This is a genomic window from Kitasatospora sp. NPDC098652 (assembly GCF_044760155.1).
Taxonomy (GTDB): Bacteria; Actinomycetota; Actinomycetes; order Streptomycetales; family Streptomycetaceae; genus Kitasatospora.
The window spans coordinates 72,812-94,550 of record NZ_JBIWAQ010000026.1 but is presented as its reverse complement, the minus strand read 5'-3'; the positions used below and the strand labels follow the sequence as shown (position 1 = coordinate 94,550).

2 protein-coding genes (1 of these 2 only partly in view) are annotated in these 21,739 nt (G+C 76.9%); both read left to right on the top strand.

Features of this window, described 5'->3' with window-relative positions; genetic code table 11:
• Positions 1-141 precede the first annotated feature (141 nt).
• The gene (locus tag ACIQWA_RS35675) at positions 142-16,371 is read left to right on the top strand and encodes a type I polyketide synthase (RefSeq protein ID WP_402489887.1); all 16,230 of its coding nucleotides are present in this window, start codon (positions 142-144) and stop codon (positions 16,369-16,371) included.
• 80 nt (positions 16,372-16,451) lie between these two features.
• On the top strand, positions 16,452-21,739 hold the start of the coding sequence (locus ACIQWA_RS35670; RefSeq protein ID WP_402489884.1) for an SDR family NAD(P)-dependent oxidoreductase. 25,105 nt of this gene lie beyond the right edge of the window; the window shows 5,288 of its 30,393 coding nt (coding positions 1-5,288); its start codon is at positions 16,452-16,454; its stop codon lies off the right edge, out of view.

Sequence of the window (21,739 nt, the reverse complement as noted above, 5' to 3'; positions counted from 1 at the left end):
CGGGGCCGTCCGTGGCGAGACTGGGCGGGCGACGGGTCGGACCCGACGTCAGGAGTTCGCGCGCGGCGCCGGACCGGGCGTCCGGCAGGGCCCTTCCCGCACGGCGTTCCCTGGCAGATCCCCGGAGAGGTTGACGTCCCGATGTCGAACGAAGACAAGCTCCGCGACTACCTGAAGCGGGCGATCGCGGACCTCCACGAGACCCGCGAACAGCTCCGCGAGGCGACCGAGCAGCACCGGGAGCCGATCGCCGTGGTCGGCATGGCCTGCCGGCTGCCGGGCGGGGTCGCCTCCCCGGAGGAGCTGTGGGACCTCGTGCGCGACGGCGTCGACGCCGTCTCCGCCTTCCCCGCCGACCGCGGCTGGGAGCTGCCCGAGGGTGCCGTCACCTCCCGCGAGAGCGGGTTCCTGCACGACGCGGGCGAGTTCGACGCCGCCTTCTTCGGCATCTCCCCGCGCGAGGCCCTCGCCATGGACCCCCAGCAGCGGATCCTGCTGGAGACCGCCTGGGAGGCCGTCGAACGCGCCGGCATCGACCCCGGGACGCTGACCGGCACCCCGACCGGCGTGTTCGTCGGCGCCGGGCACGGCGGTTACGACAGCGCCTCCACCGTCGGCGGCCAGGTCGCCGAGACCGCCGCCGGACACCTGCTGACCGGCAACACCGTCAGCGTCGCCTCCGGCCGCATCTCCTACGTCCTCGGCCTCGAGGGCCCGGCCATCACGGTCGACACCGCGTGCTCCTCCTCCCTCGTGGCCCTGCACCTCGCCGTCCAGTCGCTGCGCCGCGGTGAGTGCTCGCTCGCGCTCGCGGGCGGCGTGACGGTGATGTCGAGCCCGCAGATGTTCACCGAGTTCTCCCGGCAGGGCGGCCTCGCCGCCGACGGCCGGTGCAAGCCGTTCGCGGCGGCGGCCGACGGCACCGCGTGGAGCGAGGGCGCGGCCGTCCTCCTGGTCGAGCGGCTGTCCGACGCGCGGCGCCTCGGACACCCGGTGCTGGCCGTCGTGCGCGGCAGCGCCGTCAACCAGGACGGTGCCTCCAACGGGCTGACGGCGCCCAACGGCCCGTCGCAGCAGCGGGTGATCCGGGCCGCCCTGGCCGACGCAGGTCTGTCGCCCGCCGAGGTGGACGCCGTCGAGGCGCACGGCACCGGCACCCGCCTCGGGGACCCGATCGAGGCCCACGCCCTGCTCGCGACCTACGGGCAGGACCGCGAACAGCCCGTCCTTATCGGCGCGTTGAAGTCCAACACCGGCCACACCCAGGCCGCCTCCGGGGTCGCCGGGGTGATCAAGACGGTGCTCTCGATGCGGCACGGCCTGCTGCCGCGCACCCTGCACCTCGACGCCCCGACCCCGCACGTCGACTGGACCTCCGGCGCCGCCGAACTCCTCGGTGAGGCCCGGGAATGGCCCGCCAACCCGTGGCCCCGGCGGGCGGCGGTGTCCTCCTTCGGCGTGAGCGGCACCAACGCGCACGTCGTGCTGGAGGCGGCGCCGGCGGAGCCCGTTGGTGAGCCCGCGCCCGAGGCGGTGCTGCCGTGGGTGCTGTCGGCGCACGGTTCGGCGGCCCTGCGAGCCCAGGCCGGGCGCCTGGCTACCCACCTCAGGGCCTCGGGGCCGCTCGCGGCGGCCGACGTCGCCTACTCCCTGGCCACCGGCCGGACGGCCATGGCCCACCGGGCCGTCGTCGTCTCGGCCGACCCGGAGGAGCGCTTGCGCGCCCTGGACGCCCTCGCGGCCGGCGGCGGGGGAGCGGGTCTCGTGACGGGCGTCGCGGGGAAGGGCGCGACGGCGTTCCTGTTCTCGGGGCAGGGATCGCAACGGCTGGGTATGGGGCGGGAGTTGTACGCCCGGTACCCGGTGTTCGCTCGGGCCTTCGACGAGGTGTGCGAGGCGTTCGAGCTCCCGCTGCGGGACGTCGTGTGGGGCGACGACGAGGAGCTGCTGAACCGGACCGCGTACGCCCAGGCGGGGCTGTTCGCCGTCGAGGTGGCGCTGTTCCGGCTGCTCGGATCGTTCGGTGTGCGGCCGGAGTTCGTGGCCGGGCACTCGATCGGCGAGGTCGCCGCGGCGCACGTGGCCGGGGTGTTCTCGCTCGCGGACGCGTGCACGCTGGTCGGTGCCCGCGGCCGTCTGATGCAGGCGCTGCCCCCGGGCGGCGCGATGCTCGCGGTCCAGGCGACGGAGGACGAAGTCCTGCCGCTGCTGGGCGAGTTCGTGTCGATCGCTGCCGCGAACGGCCCGACCTCCGTCGTCGTTTCCGGCACGGAGGAGGCCGTCGAGGCGATCCGCACGCACTTCGCCGACCGCAAGACCACGCGGCTGCGGGTCTCGCACGCGTTCCACTCGCCGCTGATGGACCCGATGCTGGAGGACTTCCGGTCCGTCCTCAACGGGCTTGCGTACCAAGCGCCTTCGATCCCGGTGATCTCCAACCTGACCGGCGACGTGGGTGCGGACCTGTGCACCCCCGACTACTGGGTGCGCCACGTCCGCGAGGCCGTCCGCTTCGGCGACTGCATCCGCACCCTGCACGCCGCCGGCGTCACCCGCTTCCTCGAACTCGGCCCCGACGGCGTGCTCACCGCCCTGGCCGCCGAGTCACTGCCCGCCGACGCGGCCCCGGCGGCCGTCCTCCGCAGGGACCGTCCCGAGGAGCCGGCCCTCCTGGAGGCCCTCGCCCGGCTGCACGTGCGCGGCGCGGGCCCGGACTGGGCGACGGTGCTCGCCGGGTCCGGCGGCCGTCGCGTCGACCTGCCCACATACGCGTTCCAGCGGCAGCGCTACTGGCTGCCCGAGCTCCAGCGCCGCGACCCGGCCGCGCCCACCGCCGACCCGGTCGAGGACGCGTTCTGGACCGCCGTCGAGGCCGGTGACCTGCGGGAGGCATCGGCGGTCCTCGGGATCGCGGAGGAGACCGCCGAGGCCTCGCTGGACCGCCTGCTGCCGGTCCTGGCCTCCTGGCGCGGGCAGCGGCGCCTGCTCGGCACGCTCGACGGCTGGACGTACGGGACGACCTGGGTGCCCGTCCGCGGCCTCACCGACGCCGTCCCGCCGGGCCGCTGGCTCGCCGTGGTGTCCGAGCAGACGGAGGAGTCCTGGCCCGACGCCGTCCTCGGCGCCCTCGCCGAGCGCGGCCTGCGCGTCGAGCGGGTGACGGGCACCGAGGCCCTGGCCGCGCTGCTCGTGGACGCCTCCGGCGAGCCGCCGGCCGGCGTCCTCTCCCTCCTCGCCGCCGACGGCCGACCGCACCCCGCCCACCACCTCGTGCCCGGCTACCTGCCCGCCACCGTCGACCTGCTGCGCACCCTGGAGACCGCCGGCGGCACGGCGAGGCTCTGGTGCCTCACCCGGGGCGCCGTCGCGGCCGAGGGCGCGGACCGCGTGAGCGAGCCCGCGCAGGCGCAGCTGTGGGGCCTCGGCCGGGTGGCCGCGCTGGAGCACCCGCAGCGCTGGGGCGGCCTGATCGACCTGCCCGCCACGCCTGACGCCCGCACCGCCGCCCGCCTGGCCGGCCTGCTCGCCCAGACCGCCGAGGACCAGCTCGCCCTGCGCGGTCGCGGCGCCTACGCCCGCCGCCTGACCCGTCGCCACCTCCCGCCGCTGCCCGCGCGCGCGGATGCGCTGCCGCAGCCCGGGTCGGAGGAGCAGGCGGCGGTCGGCGCGGACCGGCTGGACCCGGCGCCCTCGCCGGACGCCCCCGACGGCTGGACCGCTCCCCGGGGCACCCTGCTCGTCACCGGCGGCACCGGCGCCCTCGGCGCCCACGTCGCCCGCTGGCTGGCCCGGGCCGGTGCCGAGCACCTGCTCCTCGTCGGCCGCCGAGGCCCCGAGGCCCCCGGCGCGCGGCAGCTGGCCGACGAACTCGAAGGCCTCGGCGCCCGCGTCACCGTGGCCGCCTGCGACGTCGCCGACCGCGCCGCGCTCGCCGCCCTCCTCGCCGCCGTGCCCGCCGAACAGCCGATCACCGGCGTCGTCCATGCGGCCGGTGTCCTCGACGACGGCGTCCTGGAAAGCCTCACACCCGACCGCTTCGACGCCGTGCTCCGCGCCAAGGCCGTCTCAGCGCGTCACCTCCACGAGCTGACGGCCGGGTACGACCTCGGCCTGTTCGTCCTGTTCTCCTCGATCACCGGCGTCCTCGGCAACCCCGGCCAGGCCAACTACGCCGCCGCCAACGCCTACCTCGACGCCCTCGCCGAGCACCGCCGCGCCGCCGGACTGCCCGCCACCGCCATCGCCTGGGGCCCCTGGGCCGGAGGCGGCATGGCGGGCGAGCACCCGGGCCTCACCGGGCGGATGCGGCGCAGCGGGCTCGCCCCGATGGACCCGGAGCGGGCGGTCGCCGCGCTGCGTCGGGCCCTGCTCGCGGACGCCTCCGGCCTCGCCGTGGCCGACGTGGACTGGAGCGCGCTCGCCCCCGTGCTCACCGCCGCCCGTGCGAGCGCACTGATCGCGGACCTGCCCGAGGTGCGAGGCGCGGTCCACCCGGGCCACTCCACGACGACCACCGACTCCCCGCTGGCCGATCGGCTGCGCGGCCGTGGTGCCGACGAGCAGGAGCGCCTGCTGCTGGAACTCGTCCGCACCGAGGCCGCCGCCGTCCTCGGGCACGCCTCCACCGCGACCGTCGACGCCGCCCGGGCGTTCCGGGACCTCGGGTTCGACTCGCTGACCGCCGTCGAGCTGCGCAACCGCCTCACCGCCGCGACCGGCCTGCGCCTGCCCGCCACCCTGCTGTTCGACCAGCCGACCCCGACTGCCGTCGCCGCGCACCTGCGCGCCGAACTGGCCGGTACGGCCTCGGGTGAGAGGTTCGCGGCCCCGGCGGTCGCCGCCGACGAGCCGATCGCGATCGTCGCGATGGCCTGCCGCTTCCCCGGCGGCGTCGAGTCGCCGGAGGACCTCTGGCGGCTGCTCGCCGAGGGCCGCGACGCGGTGGGCCCGTTCCCGGCCGACCGCGGCTGGGACACCGACCGCCTGCACCACCCCGACCCGGACCACGAGGGCACCAGCTACGTCGCCGAGGGCGCCTTCCTCACCGCCCCCGCCGACTTCGACGCCGCCTTCTTCGGGATCTCCCCGCGCGAGGCCCTCGCGATGGACCCGCAGCAACGGCTCCTGCTGGAGACGGTCTGGGAGGCCGTCGAGCGCTCCGGCATCGACCCCGGCGCCCTGCACGGCTCGCGCACGGGCGTCTTCGTCGGCTCCAACTTCCAGGACTACCACCTGCTGCTCGACCCGGCCCGCGAGGGCGTCGCCGGGCACGTGATGACGGGCAACGCGGCGAGCGTGATCTCCGGCCGCGTCGCCTACACCCTCGGGCTGGAGGGCCCGGCCGTGACGGTCGACACCGCGTGCTCGTCCTCCCTGGTCGCCCTGCACCTGGCCGCCCAGTCGCTGCGCCGCGGCGAGTGCTCGCTGGCGCTCGCGGGCGGCGTGACGGTGATGTCCACGCCGCAGGTGTTCGTCGAGTTCTCGCGCCAGCGCGGCCTGGCCCCCGACGGCCGCTGCAAGCCCTTCGCCGACGCGGCGGACGGCACGGGCTGGGCCGAGGGCGCCGGCGTGCTGCTCGTCGAGCGGCTCTCGGACGCGCGGCGCAACGGGCACCCGGTGCTGGCCGTCGTGCGCGGCAGCGCCGTCAACCAGGACGGCGCCTCCAACGGGCTGACGGCGCCCAACGGCCCGTCGCAGCAGCGGGTGATCCGGGCCGCCCTGGCCGACGCCGGTCTGACGCCGGCCGAGGTGGACGCCGTCGAGGCGCACGGCACCGGCACCCGCCTCGGCGACCCGATCGAGGCCCAGGCCCTCCTCGCCGCCTACGGCCAGGACCGCGAACACCCGCTGCTCCTGGGCTCGGTGAAGTCCAACCTCGGCCACACCCAGGCCGCCGCCGGCGTCGCGGGCGTGATGAAGACCGTGCTCGCGATGCGGCACGGCGAACTCCCCAAGTCCCTGCACATCGACGGGCCGACCGCGCAGGTCGACTGGACCGCCGGCGCGGTCGAGCTGCTGAGCGAGGCTCGCACCTGGCCGAAGACCGGACGGCCGCCGCGCGCCGGGGTCTCCTCGTTCGGCGTCAGCGGCACCAACGCCCACGTGATCCTCGAAGCGGCCCCCGCGCCCGAGCCGCTGCCCGAGCGCCCGACCGCCGGCCGCCCGCTGCCCTGGCTGCTGTCCGCCCGGACCCCCGAGGCCGTGCGCGAGCAGGCCCGGCGCCTCGCCGCCCACGTCCGGGTGGCCGAGCCGGCCCTCGACGACGTCGCCCGCTCGCTCGTCACGGCCCGCGCCGCCCTGGAGCACCGGGCCGCCGTCGTCGCCCCCGACCGCGCCGGGCTCCTGGACGGTCTGGACGCGCTCGCCGACGGCCGCGCCACCCCCGCCGTCCTGGAGGGCCGGGCCGCGAGGGAGGGCGCCCCGGTCTTCGTCTTCCCCGGCCAGGGCTCCCAGTGGGCCGGCATGGGCGTCGAACTCCTGGACGCCGCACCGGTCTTCGCGCAGCGCTTCGCCGAGTGCGCGGCGGCGCTGGAGCCGTACACCGACTGGTCGGCGACCGACGTCCTGCGCGGTGCGCCCGGGGCTCCCGGCCTCGACCGGGTCGACGTGGTGCAGCCCGTGCTGTTCGCCGTCATGGTGTCGCTCGCCGACCTGTGGCGCGCGCACGGCGTCGAACCGGCCGCCGTGCTCGGCCACTCCCAGGGCGAGATCGCCGCCGCCTGCGTGGCCGGCGCGCTCACCCTGGACGACGCCGCCCGCGTCGTCGCCCTGCGCAGCCGGGCGATCCGGCGGCTCGCCGGCCTCGGCGGCATGGTCTCGGTGGCCGAGCCGGTCGCCGCCGTCCGCGAGCGCCTCGCCCGCCGGGACGGGCGCATCTCCGTCGCCGCCGTCAACGGCCCCGGCTCGGTGGTGGTCTCGGGCGACCCCGAGGCCCTGGACGAACTGATCGCCGACTGCGAGCGGGACGGCGTCCGGGCCCGCCGCGTCCCCGTCGACTACGCCTCGCACTCCGCGCACGTCGAGCGCATCGAGCACGAGCTGCTCGATCTCCTCGCGCCGATCGCCCCGCGCACCGCCGACGTCCCGTTCTGCTCGACCGTCACCGGCGCCGTGATCGACACCGCCGCGCTGGACGCCGCCTACTGGTACCGCAACCTGCGCCACACCGTGGAGTTCGAGCAGGCCACCCGCACCATGCTGGCCGTGGGGCACCGGGTGTTCGTCGAGGTCAGCCCGCACCCCGTGGTGACCACCGGCGTCCAGGAGACCATCGAGGACAGCGGCCTGCCCGCCGCCGCCCTCGGCACGCTGCGCCGCGACGAGGGCGGTCCCGGCCGCTTCCTGCTCGCCCTCGCCGACGCGCGCAACCACGGTGCCCGGGTGGACTGGGACCTCCTGTTCACCGGCATCGGAGCGCGCGTCACCGACCTGCCGACGTACCCGTTCCAGCGGCAGCGCTACTGGCCGCGTCCGGGCGGGACGGGCGGCGACGTCACCACGGCGGGCCTGGCCGCCCCCGAGCACCCGCTGCTCGGCGCCGCCGTCGAACTCGCCCAGGGCGGTGGGCTGGTGGCCACCGCCCGCTGGTCGCTGCACACCCACCCGTGGCTCGCCGACCACGCCGTCGCGGGCACCGTCGTGGTGCCCGGCGCCGCGCTGGTCGAGGCGGTCGTCCGGGCCGGCGACGAGCTCGGCTGCGGGCGCGTCGAGGAACTGACCCTGCACGCGCCCGTCCTGCTGCCCGAGCGCGGTGCGCTCCAGGTGCAGATCGAGGTCGGCGCCCCGGACGACACCGGCCGGCGCCCGGTCGCCCTGCACACCCGCCCGGCCGACGCGCAGGCGCCCGAGGGCTGGACCCGGCACGCCGACGGTGCCGTCGCCCCCGCCGGAGCCGAGCCCGCGCCGGCTGCCGCCGCCTGGCCGCCCGCCGGGGCGGAGCCGATCGACGTCGACGGCTTCTACCCTGGCCTGCGCGAGCAGGGCTACGGCTACGGCCCGGTGTTCCAGGGCGTTCGCGCGGCCTGGCGCCTCGGCGACGCCGTCCACGCCGAGGTCGAGCTGCCCGAACCGGCCCGCGCCGACGCCGCCCGCTACGGCCTGCACCCCGCCCTCCTCGACGCCGCCCTGCACCCCGCCGGCCTCGGCCCGCTGGCGGGCCGCCCCGGGCTGCCCTTCGCCTGGTCCGGCGTCACGCTCCACGCCACCGGGGCCACCGCGCTGCGGGTCACGCTCACCCCGGCCGGGCCCGACACGGTGTGCGTCGCGATGGCCGACCCGACCGGCCGCCCGGTGGCCGCCGTCGAGGCGCTGGCCGTGCGCCCGCTCGCTGAGGGTGCCCTCGACCCGGACGCCAGGGTGGCGCGCGAGGCGCTCTTCCACCTGGACTGGCCGGCCCTGCACCTCCCCGAGCCCGGGCCGACCGCCGCCCGCTGGACCGTCCTCGGCGACCCGCCCGCCCACGCGGCGGCCCTCGCCGAGGCGGGTGTCACCCTCGGCGCCGACGCGGACGTCACGCTCGTCGAACTCAGCGGTGACGAACCACTCGACGCCCTCGACCACGCCCTCGCCGTCCTCCGGACGTGGCTCGCCGACGGCCGTCCCGACGCCACCCTGCTCGTGGCCACCCGCCGCGCCGTCGCCGCCGACCCCGCCGAGGACGTCCACGACCTGCCCGCCGCCGCCGTCCACGGCCTGGTCCGCTCCGCCCAGAGCGAGCACCCCGGCCGCATCGTCCTCGCCGACCTCGACGACGACCCCGCCTCCTGGCGCGCCCTGCCCGCCGCCCTCGCCACCGGCGAACCCCGCCTCGCCCTGCGCCACGGCACCGCCCACGCCCCCCGCCTGGCCCGCGCCCACACCGCCGCGCCGCTGCCGGCGCCCGACGGCCCGTGGCGCCTGGACATCCGTGCCAAGGGCACCGTCGACGACCTCGAACTCCTGCCCGCCCCCGACGCCGCCGCGCCGCTCGCCGAGGGCGAGGTCCGGATCGAGGTCCGCGCCGCCGGCCTCAACTTCCGCGACGTCCTCAACGCCCTCGACATGTACCCGGGCGGCGCCCGCTTCCTCGGCGCCGAGGCCGCCGGCATCGTCCGCGAGGTGGGGCCGGGCGTCACCGGACTCGCCGTCGGCGACCACGTGATGGGCATGGTCACCGGAGGGTTCGGCCCGCTCGCCGTCGCCGACCACCGGGTGCTCGCCCGCGTTCCCCGGGGCTGGACCTTCGCCCAGGCGGCCTCCGTCCCCGTCGTCTTCCTCACCGCCTACTACGCCCTGCGCGACCTCGCGGACCTCCGGGACGGCGAACGCCTCCTCGTCCACGCCGCGACCGGCGGCGTCGGCATGGCCGCCGTCCAGCTCGGCCGCCTCTGGGGCGCCGAGGTCTACGGCACCGCGAGCGAGGCCAAGCAGCACCTGCTGCGCGCAGACGGCCTGCCCGACACCGCCGTCGCCTCCTCCCGCACCCTCGACTTCGAGGAGCGCTTCCGCACCGCCACCGGCGGCGAGGGCGTGGACGTCGTCCTCAACTCCCTCGCGGGGGAGTACGTCGACGCCTCGCTGCGCCTGCTCGGGCCCGGCGGACGGCTGATCGAGATGGGCCGCACCGACGTCCGCGGCCCCGCCGAGGTCGCCGCCGCGCACGGCGGCGCCCGCTACCGGGCGTTCGTCCTCCAGGAGGCCGGACCCGAGCGGATCGGCCGGATGCTCGCCGACCTGGTCGAGCTGTTCGAACAGGGCGCCCTGCGGCCCCTGCCGCTCACCTGCTGGGACGTCACCCGCGCCCGCGAGGCCTTCCGGTACATGGCCCAGGCCCGGCACACCGGCAAGATCGTCCTCACCGTCCCGCGCCCCTGGGACGCCGACGGCACCGTCCTGATCACCGGCGGCACCGGCACCCTCGGCGCCGAACTCGCCCGCCACCTGGTCACGACGCGCGGCGTGCGGCACCTGCTGCTCGCCGGCCGCCGCGGCCCCGACGCCCCGGGCGCCGCCGAGCTCGTCGCCGAGCTCGCGGCCCTCGGCGCCGAGGCCCGCGCCGTCGCCTGCGACACCGCCGACCGCGCCGCGCTCGCCGCCCTCCTGGCCGCCGTGCCGGCCGAGCACCCGCTCACCGCCGTGGTCCACGCGGCCGGCGTCCTCGACGACGGCGTCGTCGAGGGCCTGACGGCCGACCGGCTCGCCGCCGTCCTGCGCCCCAAGGCCGACGCCGCCCGCCACCTGCACGAGCTCACCCGCGGGCTCGACCTCGCCGAGCTCGTCCTGTTCTCCTCCGCCGCCGGCGTCTTCGGCTCGCCCGGCCAGGGCAACTACGCCGCCGCCAACGCCTGGCTCGACGCCCTGGCCCAGCACCGCCGCGTCGCCGGCCTGCCCACCACCGCCCTCGCCTGGGGCCTGTGGGCGCAGAGCAGCACCATGACCGCCCACCTCGGCGCCACCGACCGGGCCCGCGCCGAGCAGTCCGGCGCGCTCCCCCTCAGCACCCCGGACGGCCTCGCCCTGTTCGACGCGGCCCTCGCCGACCGCCGCGCCCTCCTCGTCCCCGTCCGCCTCGACACCGCCACCCTGCGCTCGCGCGGTGCGGCCGAACTCCCCGCCCTGCTGCGCTCTCTCGTCCGGGCCCCGGCCCGCCGCACCGCGCAGGGGGCCCAGGCCGCCGACGGGCTGCGCGCCCGCCTCGCCGGGCTCACCGCCGCTGACCGTGCCGCGGCGCTGCTCGACCTGGTGAGCGGCTGCACCGCGGCCGTCCTCGGCCACACCTCGGCCGACCAGGTCCACGCCGCGCGGCCGTTCCGCGACCTCGGCCTCGACTCCCTGACCGCCGTGGAACTGCGCAACCGCCTCAACGCCGCGACCGGCCTGCGGCTGCCCGCGACCCTCGTGTTCGACCACCCCAGCCCCGGGGCCCTCGCCGGGCACCTGGCCGACGGCCTCGCCGGCACCGGCACGGCGACCGCCGCCGCTGCGCCCCTCCGGACCGCCGACGAGCCGATCGCGATCGTCGGCATGGCCTGCCGCTTCCCCGGCGGCGTCGCGACCCCCGAGGACCTGTGGGCCCTGCTGTCCGCCGGCACCGACGCGATCGCCCCCTTCCCCGCGGACCGCGGCTGGGACCTCGACGGCCTCTACGAGGGCATCCCCGACCACCCCGACTCCTCCCGCACCCGCAAGGGCGGCTTCCTCGCCGACGCCGCCGGCTTCGACGCCGCCTTCTTCGGCGTCAGCCCCAATGAGGCCCTCGCGATGGACCCGCAGCAGCGACTCCTCCTGGAGACCTCGTGGGAGGCCCTCGAACGCGCCGGGATCGACCCGGGCACGCTGCACGGCAGCCCCACCGGCGTCTTCGCCGGCCTGTCCTCCAGCGATTACCTGGACCGCGTCGCCACCATCCCCGAGGAGGCCGCGCCGTACGTCAGCACCGGCAACGCCGCGAGCGTGATCTCCGGCCGCGTCGCCTACACCCTCGGCCTGGAGGGCCCGGCCGTCACCGTCGACACCGCGTGCTCGTCCTCCCTGGTGGCGCTCCACCTCGCGGTCCGCGCGCTGCGCGGCGGCGAGTGCACGCTCGCCCTCGCGGGCGGCGTCACCGTGATGTCCACGCCGATGATCCCGGTCGACTTCGCCCGCCAGCGCGGCCTCGCCCTCGACGGCCGCTGCAAGCCCTTCGCCGAGGCCGCGGACGGAACCGGCTTCTCCGAAGGCGTCGGCGTGCTGCTCGTCGAGCGGCTCTCGGACGCGCGCCGCAACGGGCACCCGGTGCTGGCCGTCGTGCGCGGCTCGGCCGTCAACCAGGACGGTGCCAGCAACGGGCTCAGCGCCCCGAACGGCCCGTCGCAGCAGCGGGTGATCCGGGCCGCCCTGGCCGACGCCGGTCTGACGCCCGCCGAGGTCGACGCCGTCGAGGCGCACGGCACCGGCACCCGCCTCGGCGACCCGATCGAGGCCCAGGCCCTCCTCGCCGCCTACGGGCAGGAGCGCGAACACCCGCTCCTCGTCGGCTCGGTGAAGTCCAACCTCGGCCACACCCAGGCCGCCGCCGGCGTCGCCGGTGTCATCCGCACCGTCCTCGCCCTGCGGCACGCCGCCCTCCCGCGGAGCCTCCACATCGACCGGCCCACCCCGCACGTGGACTGGACCGAGGGCGCCGTCGACCTGCTCACCGAGGCCCGGGACTGGCCCGCCACCGGACGGCCCCGCCGCGCCGCAGTCTCCTCCTTCGGCCTCAGTGGCACCAACGCCCACGTGATCCTCGAACAGGCCCCGGACCAGGAGCCCACGGTGGCCGGACCGGAGCGCCCGGCCCTGCCCTGGCTGCTCTCCGCCCGCAGCGCCGAGGCCCTGCGCGGCCAGGCCCGCGCGCTGCTCGACCACCTCGCCGTCGGCACCGCCGCGCCGCTCGACCTCGCGCACTCCCTCGCCACCGGCCGCGCCCTGCTGGAGCACCGCGCCGCCGTCCTCGGCACGAGCACCGAGGACCTGCGCGCCGGGCTCGCCGCGCTCGCCGACGGCACGCCCGCAGCCGGTGTCGTCACCGGTCGGCACGGCGCCGGGCGCGACCGGAAGGTCGTCCTGGTCTTCCCCGGCCAGGGCTCGCAGTGGGTCGGCATGGGTGCCGAACTGCTCGACACCGCAGCGGAGTTCGCCGAGCGGATCGCCGCCTGCGAGCGGGCCCTCGCGCCCTGGACGGACTGGTCCCTCGAAGCCGTCCTGCGCGGTGCGGCCGACGCGCCGTCACTCGACCGCGTCGACGTCGCCCAGCCCGCGCTGTGGGCCACCATGATCGCGCTCGCCGCCTGCTGGCAGGCCCACGGCGTCACCCCCGCCGCCGTCCTCGGCCACTCCCAGGGCGAGATCGCCGCCGCCTGCGTGGCCGGCGCGCTCTCCCTGGAGGACGGCGCCAAGGTCGTCGCCCTGCGCAGCCAGGCCATCGCCCGCGGCCTCTCCGGCCACGGCGGCATGGTGTCGGTGCCCCTGGCCCACGCCGACGTCCTCGCCCGCATCGAGCCCCACGGCGGCCGGATCTCGGTGGCCGCCGCCAACGGCCCGGCCGGCGTCGTCGTCTCCGGCGAGAACGCGGCCCTCGACGAGCTCCTCGCCGCGTGCGCCCGCGACGGCGTCCGCGCCAAGCGCATCCCCGTCGACTACGCCTCCCACTCCGCGCAGGTCGAACGGATCGAGGAGACCCTGCTCGCCGAACTCGCCGAACTCGCCGGACTCGCCGGGCCGACCACGCGCGAGGCCCGCATCCCGTTCTTCTCCACCGTCACCGCCGACTGGCTCGGCGACACCCCGCTCGACGCCGGCTACTGGTACCGCAACCTGCGGCAGACCGTCCGGCTGGAGGAGTCCGTCCGCGCCCTGCTCGCCCAGGGCCACGACGCCTTCCTCGAATGCAGCCCCCACCCCGTCCTCTCCACGGCCGTCGAGGACACGGCCGCCGACGCCGGGGCCCGGGCCGTCGTGCTCGGCACCGTCCGGCGCGAGGACGGCGGCCCGGTCCGGCTGCTCACCTCCCTCGCCGAGGCCCACGTGCGCGGCGTGCGGATCGACTGGCGGCCCGCCCTCGCCGGCGGCCGGCCTGTCGACCTGCCCACGTACGCCTTCCAGCGCCGCCGCTACTGGCTCGCCCAGGACGCCGCCCGCACCGGCGCGCCCGTCGACCCCTGCGGGCTGGACGCCGTCGTCCGGCTCGCCGACGGCTCGGGGAGCGTCCTGCTCACCGGCCGGATCGGCGTCACGACGCACCCGTGGGCGGCCGATCACCGCGTGCGCGGAACCGCCGTCGTGCCGGGCACCGCGCTGCTCGACTGGGCGGTGCGGGCCGGCGACGAGGCCGGCTGCCCGGTCGTCGCCGAGCTCACCGAGCTCACCCCGCTGACCCTGCCCGACCGCGGCACCGTCGACCTCCAGCTCACCGTGAGTGCCGCCGACGCCGACGGCCGGCGGACCCTCACCGTCCACGCCCGCCCGACCGGGGCGGCCGACGATGTCCCGTGGACCTGCCACGCCACCGCCACCCTGGCCGCCGGCAGCATCGGCGGCGCGTCCCTGACCGAATGGCCGCCGCCCGGTGCCCAGGCGGTGGAGGCGGCGGACGGCACCGGATACGGTGAGCGCTTCCGCACCGTCCAGGCGCGCTGGCGGCGCGGCGACGAGGTGTTCGCCGAGGTCTCCCTGCCCGAGGAGCACCGCACCGAGACGGCCGGCTTCCGCGTCCACCCCGGCCTGCTCCAGGCCCTGCTCGCCGCCGTCCCGGACAGCACCGACCCGGCGCAGCCCGCCGACTGGCGCGGCGTCACCGTCCACGCCACCGGCGCCGCCCTGCTCCGCGTCCGGCTCACCCCGGCCGCCGACGGCAGCCACGCGCTGACCGCCGCCGACGCCGACGGCGCCCCCGTGCTCACCGCCGAGGCCGTCACCGTCCGCCCGATCGCGCCCGAGCACCTCGCCCCGGCTGCCGGCCCGCTCTACGCCGTCGAGTGGGCCCCCGTATCCGCCGGCGACCTCACGGACACCGCCGTCCTCGGCGCCGACGACGCCCTCGCCGCCGCCCTCGGCGCCCGCTCCTACGCCGACCTCGCCGAGCTCACCGCCGCCCTCGACGCCGGAGAGCCCGCGCCCGCCACCGTCGTCCACCGCCTCACCGCGGCCGACGACGGCGACCCCGTCACCGGCGCGCACCACGCCGTCCGGGCCGCCCACGGCCTCGCCCTCGCCTGGCTCGCCGAACCCCGGCTCGCCGACGCCCGCCTCGCCCTGCTCACCCACGGCGCCGAGACCGCGGCCCCCGCCACCGACGCCACCGTCCTCGCCCAGGCGGCCGCCCACGGCCTCGTCCGCTCCGCCCAGTCCGAGAACCCCGGCCGCTTCCTCCTCCTCGACCTCGACGACGACCCGGCCTCCACCGCCGCCCTGCCCACCGCCCTCGCCGTCCCCGACGAGCCGCGCCTGGCCGTCCGCGGCGGCGCCGTGACGGCTCCCCGGCTGCGCCCGGTGCCGGGCGGCGAGGACGACCGGGCCTGGTCCTGGAATCCGGCCGGCACCGTCCTGATCACCGGCGGCACCGGCACCCTCGGCGCCCTCGTCGCCCGCCACCTCGTCACCGACCACGGCATCCGCCACCTCCTGCTCACCGGCCGCCGCGGTCCCGACGCCCCCGGCGCCGCCGAGCTCCTCGCCGAGCTCGCGGCCCTCGGCGCCGACGCCCGCGTCGCCGCCTGCGACACCGCCGACCGCGCCGCCCTCGACGCGCTCCTCGCCACCATCCCCGCCGAGCACCCGCTCACCGGCGTCGTCCACGCCGCCGGCGTCCTGCGCGACGGCCTGCTCGAAGGCCTGACGGACGAGCAGATCACCGAGGTGCTGCGCCCCAAGGTGGACGCCGGGTGGAACCTCCACGATGCGACCCGGAACCTGGACCTCTCCGCGTTCGTCCTGTTCTCCTCCTTCGCCGCCACGGCCGGCGGCCCCGGCCAGGCCAACTACGCCGCCGCCAACGCCTTCCTCGACGCCCTCGCCCACCGCCGCCGGGCCGAAGGCCGCCCGGCCGTCTCCCTCGCGTGGGGATACTGGGGAGAATCGAGTGGAATGACGTCCACCCTGGACGCCGTGGACATCGCCCGCTTCGCGCGCTCCGGCATGCTGCCGCTCACGGCCGTCCAGGGCCTCGCCCTGCTCGACGCCGCGAGCGGTGTGGACCGACCGCACCTGGCCCCGATCCGGCTCGACCGGCACGCCCTCGCCACCGCCGGGGCCCCGCCGCTGTTCACCGAACTCGCGCCCCGCCCCACCGCCCGGCGCACCGCCGCGGGGCCGGCCGGGAGCCGGGCGACCGGCGACCGAGGCGTGCTCGACCGGCTGCCCGGCCTCGCCGCCGCCCAGCAGGAGAAGCTGCTGCTGGACGTCGTCGTCGGCCACCTCGCCGCCGTCCTCGGCCACGGCTCGCCCGAGGCCGTCGAACCCGAGCGCGGCTTCCTCGACCTCGGCATGTCCTCCCTGACCGCCGTCGAGCTGCGCAACCGCCTCAACGCCGAACTCGACCTGCGGCTGCCCACCACGACGATCTTCGACCACCCGTCGCCCACCGCCCTGGCCGGACGCCTGCGCGACCTGGTCGGCGCGCCCACCGGCACCGCGGCACCCGCCGCCCGGCCCGTCTTCGCCGAACTCGACGAGCTGGAGAGTGCGCTCGGCGCCACCGAACTGGACGCCGACTCCCGCACCCGCCTCCTCGCCCGCCTCAAGAGCCTCCAGTGGCGGCTCGACGGCGAGGCCGCGGAGTCGCCCGCGGCCGCCGACGGGCCGGACGACGCGCTCGACGGCACCACGGACGACGAGATGTTCGACCTGATCGACCGCGAACTCGGACTCGCCTGAGGACCGCCCCCGGGGCCGGCGCGCCCCGGGGCCGTCCCACGGACCCGTACCACCCTTCCGAACTGCGAGGTTTCCCACCCATGGCCAGCACCTCCGAGGACAAGCTCCGCGACTACCTCAAGAAGGTCACCGCGGACCTGCGGCGCACGAAGCAGCGCCTGGAGTCCGTCGAGGCGAGGGACGCCGAGCCGATCGCGATCATCGGGATGGCCTGCCGCTACCCCGGCGGCGTCCGCACCCCGGAGGACCTCTGGCGGCTCGTCGCCGACGGCGCCGACGCCATCGGCGACCTCCCCGAGGACCGCGGCTGGGACACCGGGAACCTCTACGACCCCACCCCGGGCACCCCCGGCAAGAGCTACGTGCGCCACGGCGGCTTCCTCGCCGGCGTCGCCGACTTCGACGCCGAGCTGTTCGGCATCGCCCCGCGCGAGGCCCTCGCCATGGACCCCCAGCAGCGCCTCCTCCTCGAGTCCGCCTGGGAGGCCATCGAGCGCGCCCGCATCGCCCCCGCCGCCCTGCGCGGCAGCGACACCGGCGTGTTCATCGGCGGCGCCGACACCGACTACGGCTCCCTCGCCCGCCAGAGCGAGGAGACCGAGGGTCACCTCCTCACCGGCGGCGCCGTCAGCGTCCTGTCCGGCCGCATCGCCTACACCCTCGGGCTGGAGGGCCCGGCCGTCACCGTCGACACCGCGTGCTCCTCCGCCCTCGTCGCCCTCCACCTCGCGGTCCGCGCGCTGCGCGCCGGCGAGTGCTCGATGGCCGTCGCCGGCGGCGTCGCCGTCATGCCGACCACCCGCCTGTTCACTGAGTTCTCCCGCCAGCGCGGCCTGGCCCACGACGGCCGCTGCAAGCCCTTCGCGGAGGGCGCGGACGGCACTTCGTGGGCCGAGGGCGTCGGCGTCCTGCTGGTCGAGCGGCTCTCGGACGCCCGGCGCCTGGGCCACGAGGTCCTCGCCGTCGTCCGGGGCACCGCCGTCAACCAGGACGGCGCGAGCAGCCGCCTGACCGCGCCCAACGGCCCCTCGCAGCAGCGCGTCATCCAGGCGGCGCTCGCCAACGCCCGCCTCACCCCCGACCAGGTCGACGCCGTCGAGGCCCACGGCACCGGCACGACCCTCGGCGACCCGATCGAGGCCCAGGCCCTGCTCGCCACCTACGGGCAGGACCGGCCCGCCGACCGGCCGCTCTACCTCGGCGGCGTCAAGTCGAACATCGGCCACGCGCAGGCGGCGGCCGGGGTCGCGGGCGTGATCAAGACCGTCATGGCGCTGCGCGCCGGCCTGCTGCCGGCCACCCTGCACGTCGACGAGCCGTCCTCGCACGTCGACTGGACGGCGGGCGCCGTCGAGCTGCTGACGGAGGCCCGGGACTGGCCGGAGACCGGCCGTCCGCGCCGGGCGGGCGTCTCGGCGTTCGGAATCAGCGGGACCAACGCGCACGTGGTCCTGGAGCAGGCGGACGAGGTCGTGGTGGAGGAGCCCGCCGAAGCCGCTCCGGCGCCGGCCGTCGTGCCGTGGGTGCTCAGCGGCCGGACGTCGGAGGCGCTGCGCGCCCAGGCGGCCCGACTGCGCGAGGCCGCGACGGGCCTGCCGGCCGCGGACGTCGCGGCGGCGCTGGCCACGAGCCGGTCGATGCTCACCCACCGGGCCGTGGTGGTCGGTTCGGACCGGGAGGCGCTGCTGCGCGGGCTCGACGCGCTGGCGGCGGGCTCGGGCGGAGTCGTCGAGGGCGCGGTCCGGGGTGGCGGGACGGCGTTCCTGTTCTCGGGGCAGGGGTCGCAGCGGTTGGGGATGGGGCGGGAGTTGTATGCCCGGTTCCCGGTGTTCGCGTCGGCTTTCGATGCGGTGTGTGCGGAGCTGGATCCGGCTCTGCGGGAGGTGGTGTGGGGTGACGATGCGGAGCTGCTGAATCGGACGGAGCATGCCCAGACGGGGTTGTTCGCGGTCGAGGTGGCGTTGTTCCGGCTGCTGGAATCGTTGGGTGTGGTACCGGAGTTCGTGGCGGGGCACTCGATCGGTGAGATCGCGGCGGCACATGTGGCCGGGGTGTTCTCGCTGGCGGACGCCTGCGCGCTGGTCGGCGCTCGTGGCCGTTTGATGCAGGCGCTGCCGGAGGGCGGTGCGATGCTGGCCGTGCAGGCGAGGGAGGACGAAGTCCTGCCGTTGCTGGGCGAGTTGGTGTCGATCGCGGCCGTCAACGGGCCGAACTCCGTGGTCGTCTCGGGCGCGGAGGAGGCGGTCTCGGCGATCGAGGCGCAGTTCGCCGACCGCCGGACCGCTCGGCTGCGGGTCTCGCACGCCTTCCACTCGCCCTTGATGGACCCGATGCTGGCGGACTTCCGCGAGGTCCTGAACGGCCTGACCTACCGGGCCCCTTCGATCCCGCTGGTCTCCAACCTCACCGGCGCCTTGGACAGCGACTTCACGACCCCCGACTACTGGGTGCGCCACGTTCGCGAGGCCGTCCGCTTCGCCGAGGGGATCCGCACGCTGGAGGCGGCGGGCGTGGCGCGTTTCCTGGAGCTCGGCCCCGACGGTGTCCTGACGGCTCTGGCGGCCTCCTCCCTGTCCGACGAGGCCGTGCTCGCCTCGGCCCTCCGCAAGGACCAGGACGAGGACACCAGCGTCCTGACCGCCCTCGCCCGCCTGCACGTCACCGGCGCGCGAGTCGACTGGCCCACCCTCTTCGCCGGCACTGCCGTCCGCCCGGTCGACCTGCCGACCTACGCCTTCCAGCACCGCCGCTACTGGCCCGTCACCGCCGCCACGACCGCCGGTGACCTCGGCGCCGCGGGCCTTGACACCGCCGACCACCCGCTGCTCTCCGCCTCGCTCGAACTCTCGGACGACGACGGCCTGTTGTTCACCTCCCGGCTCTCCCGGCACTCGCACCCCTGGCTCGCCGACCACGTCGTGCGCGGCAACGTCCTGCTGCCCGGCACCGCGTTCCTCGAACTGGCCGTCCGCGCCGGGGACGAGGCCGGCTGCGACCGCGTCGAGGAACTCACCCTGGCCGCGCCGCTCGTCCTGCCCGAGCACCAGGGCGTCCAACTGCAGCTGCGCGTCGGCGCGGCCGACGAGACCGGCCGGCGCACCTTCACGATCGCCTCCCGGCCCGAAGGCGCCGACGGCCGCGCCTGGGACCAGCACGCGACCGGCGTCCTGGCCATGGGGGAGACGCGCACCGCGTTCGACACGTCCGTGTGGCCGCCGGCCGGAGCGGAGGCGGTCGACCTCACCGGGCTGTACGAGGGCATGGCCGAGGGCGGCTACGCGTACGGTCCGGTGTTCCAGGGCCTGCGGGCGGCCTGGCGGCGCGGGGACGAGGTCTTCGCCGACGTCGCCCTGCCGGAGGGTACGGAGGGCGCGGGCTACGGCCTGCACCCGGCGCTGCTCGACGCCGCCCTGCACGTCACGGCCGTCAACGGGCTGCCGCACGGCGTCGTGCCGTTCTCGTGGGAGGACGTGTCGCTGCACGCCTCCGGCGCGTCCTCAGTGCGGGTGCGCGTGACCCGGACCGGCGAGGAGTCCGTCGCGGTGGCCGTCGCCGACGCCGAGGGCCTGCCGGTGGCGTCCGTGGGGTCGCTGGCCCTGCGCGCGGTGGCGGGCGGGGAGTCGGTCGGGGCTCGGGACGGGCTGTTCCGGGTGGACTGGGTGCCGGTGAAGGTGTCCGTCGCGCCGGAGTTCGTGGTGGTCGGGTCGTTGGTGGAGGTGCCGGAGGTCGTTCCGTCGGTGGTGGTGGTCGAGACGGTCGCGGACGAGGTGCACTCGGGGACGGCGCGGGTGCTGGAGCTGGTGCAGGGCTGGCTGGCGGAGGAGCGTTTCGCCGGGTCGCGGCTGGTGTTCGTGTCCCGTGGTGTGGTGGCGGGTGAGGACCTGCCGGGTGCTGCGGTGTGGGGTCTGGTGCGGTCGGCGATGTCGGAGGAGCCGGGCCGGTTCGGTCTGGTGGATCTGGCGGGTTCGGAGGAACTGCCCTTCGAGGCCCTGGGGTTGGACGAGCCGCAGCTGCTCGTCCGGGACGGCGAGGTCCTCGCGGCCAGGCTCGTGCGCGCAGAGCCGACGGGCGAATCGGTTGTGTGGGCCGGCGAGGGTTCGGTCCTGATCACCGGCGGCACGGGCGGTCTGGGCCGGGTCATCGCCCGGCACCTGGCCGTCGAGCACGGCGTGCGCGACCTGCTGCTGGTGAGCCGCCGTGGTGCGGATACCGAGGGCGTCGACGCGCTGCTGGCCGAGCTGGGCGCAGGAGCGACCGTCGAGGCCTGCGACGTGGCCGATCCGGCCGCCGTCGCCGACCTCTTCGCCCGGCACGAGATCCGCGCCGTCGTCCACACGGCCGGCGTGATCGACGACGGCGTCATCGGCTCCCTGACCGCCGAGCGGGTCTCCGCCGTCCTGCGTCCGAAGACGGACGCCGCCTGGAACCTGCACGAGGCCACGAAGGACCGGGAGTTGGCGGCCTTCGTCCTGTTCTCCTCCGTTTCCGGCGTCTTCGGTGGCCCGGGCCAGGCCGCCTACGCGGCGGGTAACGCCTACCTGGACGCCCTGGCCGTCCACCGCCGCTCGCTCGGCCTGCCCGCCGTCTCGCAGGCCTGGGGCCCGTGGACCCGTGACGGCGGCATGATCGGCACGCTCGCCGAGGTCGACCTGCTCCGGATCGCCCGCTCGGGCATGCCGGAGCTCACCCCGGCCGACGGCGCTGCGCTGTTCGACGCCTCGCTCGCGGCGGGCGAGCCCGCGATCCTGCCGGTCCGGCTGGACCTCGCGGCGCTGCGGGCCCAGGATTCGGTGCCCGCCCTGCTGCGCGGACTGGTGCGCGGACGGGTCCGGCGCGCGGTGGTCGCGGGTTCGGCCGCTTCGGCCGGTCTGGCGCAGCGGCTGTCCGGCCTGGGCGAGGCCGAGCGGCGGGGCGCCGTCCTGGAGCTCGTGCGCGACCGGATCGCCGCAGTCCTCGGGCACGAGGGCGGCTCGGTCGTCGACCCGTCGCGGGCGTTCCAGGACCTCGGCTTCGACTCGCTGACGGCGGTCGAACTGCGCAACCGGCTGCGGTCGGCGACCGGTCTCCAGCTTCCGGCCACGGTGGTGTTCGACTACCCGACGGCCAACGCGCTGGCCGGCTTCGTCCTGGAGGGCCTGTTCGGCGCCGAGGAGGCCGACGAACTCCCGGCCGTGCTCCCGGTCCTGTCGGACGACCCGGTGGTCATCGTGGGCATGGCCTGCCGCTACCCGGGCGGCGTCGAGTCGCCCGAGGACCTGTGGCGGCTGGTGGCCGACGGCGTCGACGCGGTGTCCGGCTTCCCGGTGAACCGCGGCTGGGACCTCGACTCGCTCTACAGCGAGGACCGGTCCGTCCCCGGCACGTCCTA

Excerpts from the sequence above, each read along its gene's own strand:
- ACIQWA_RS35675 (WP_402489887.1), top strand. The coding sequence starts at position 142 with ATGTCGAACGAAGACAAGCTCCGCGACTACCTGAAGCGGGCGATCGCG.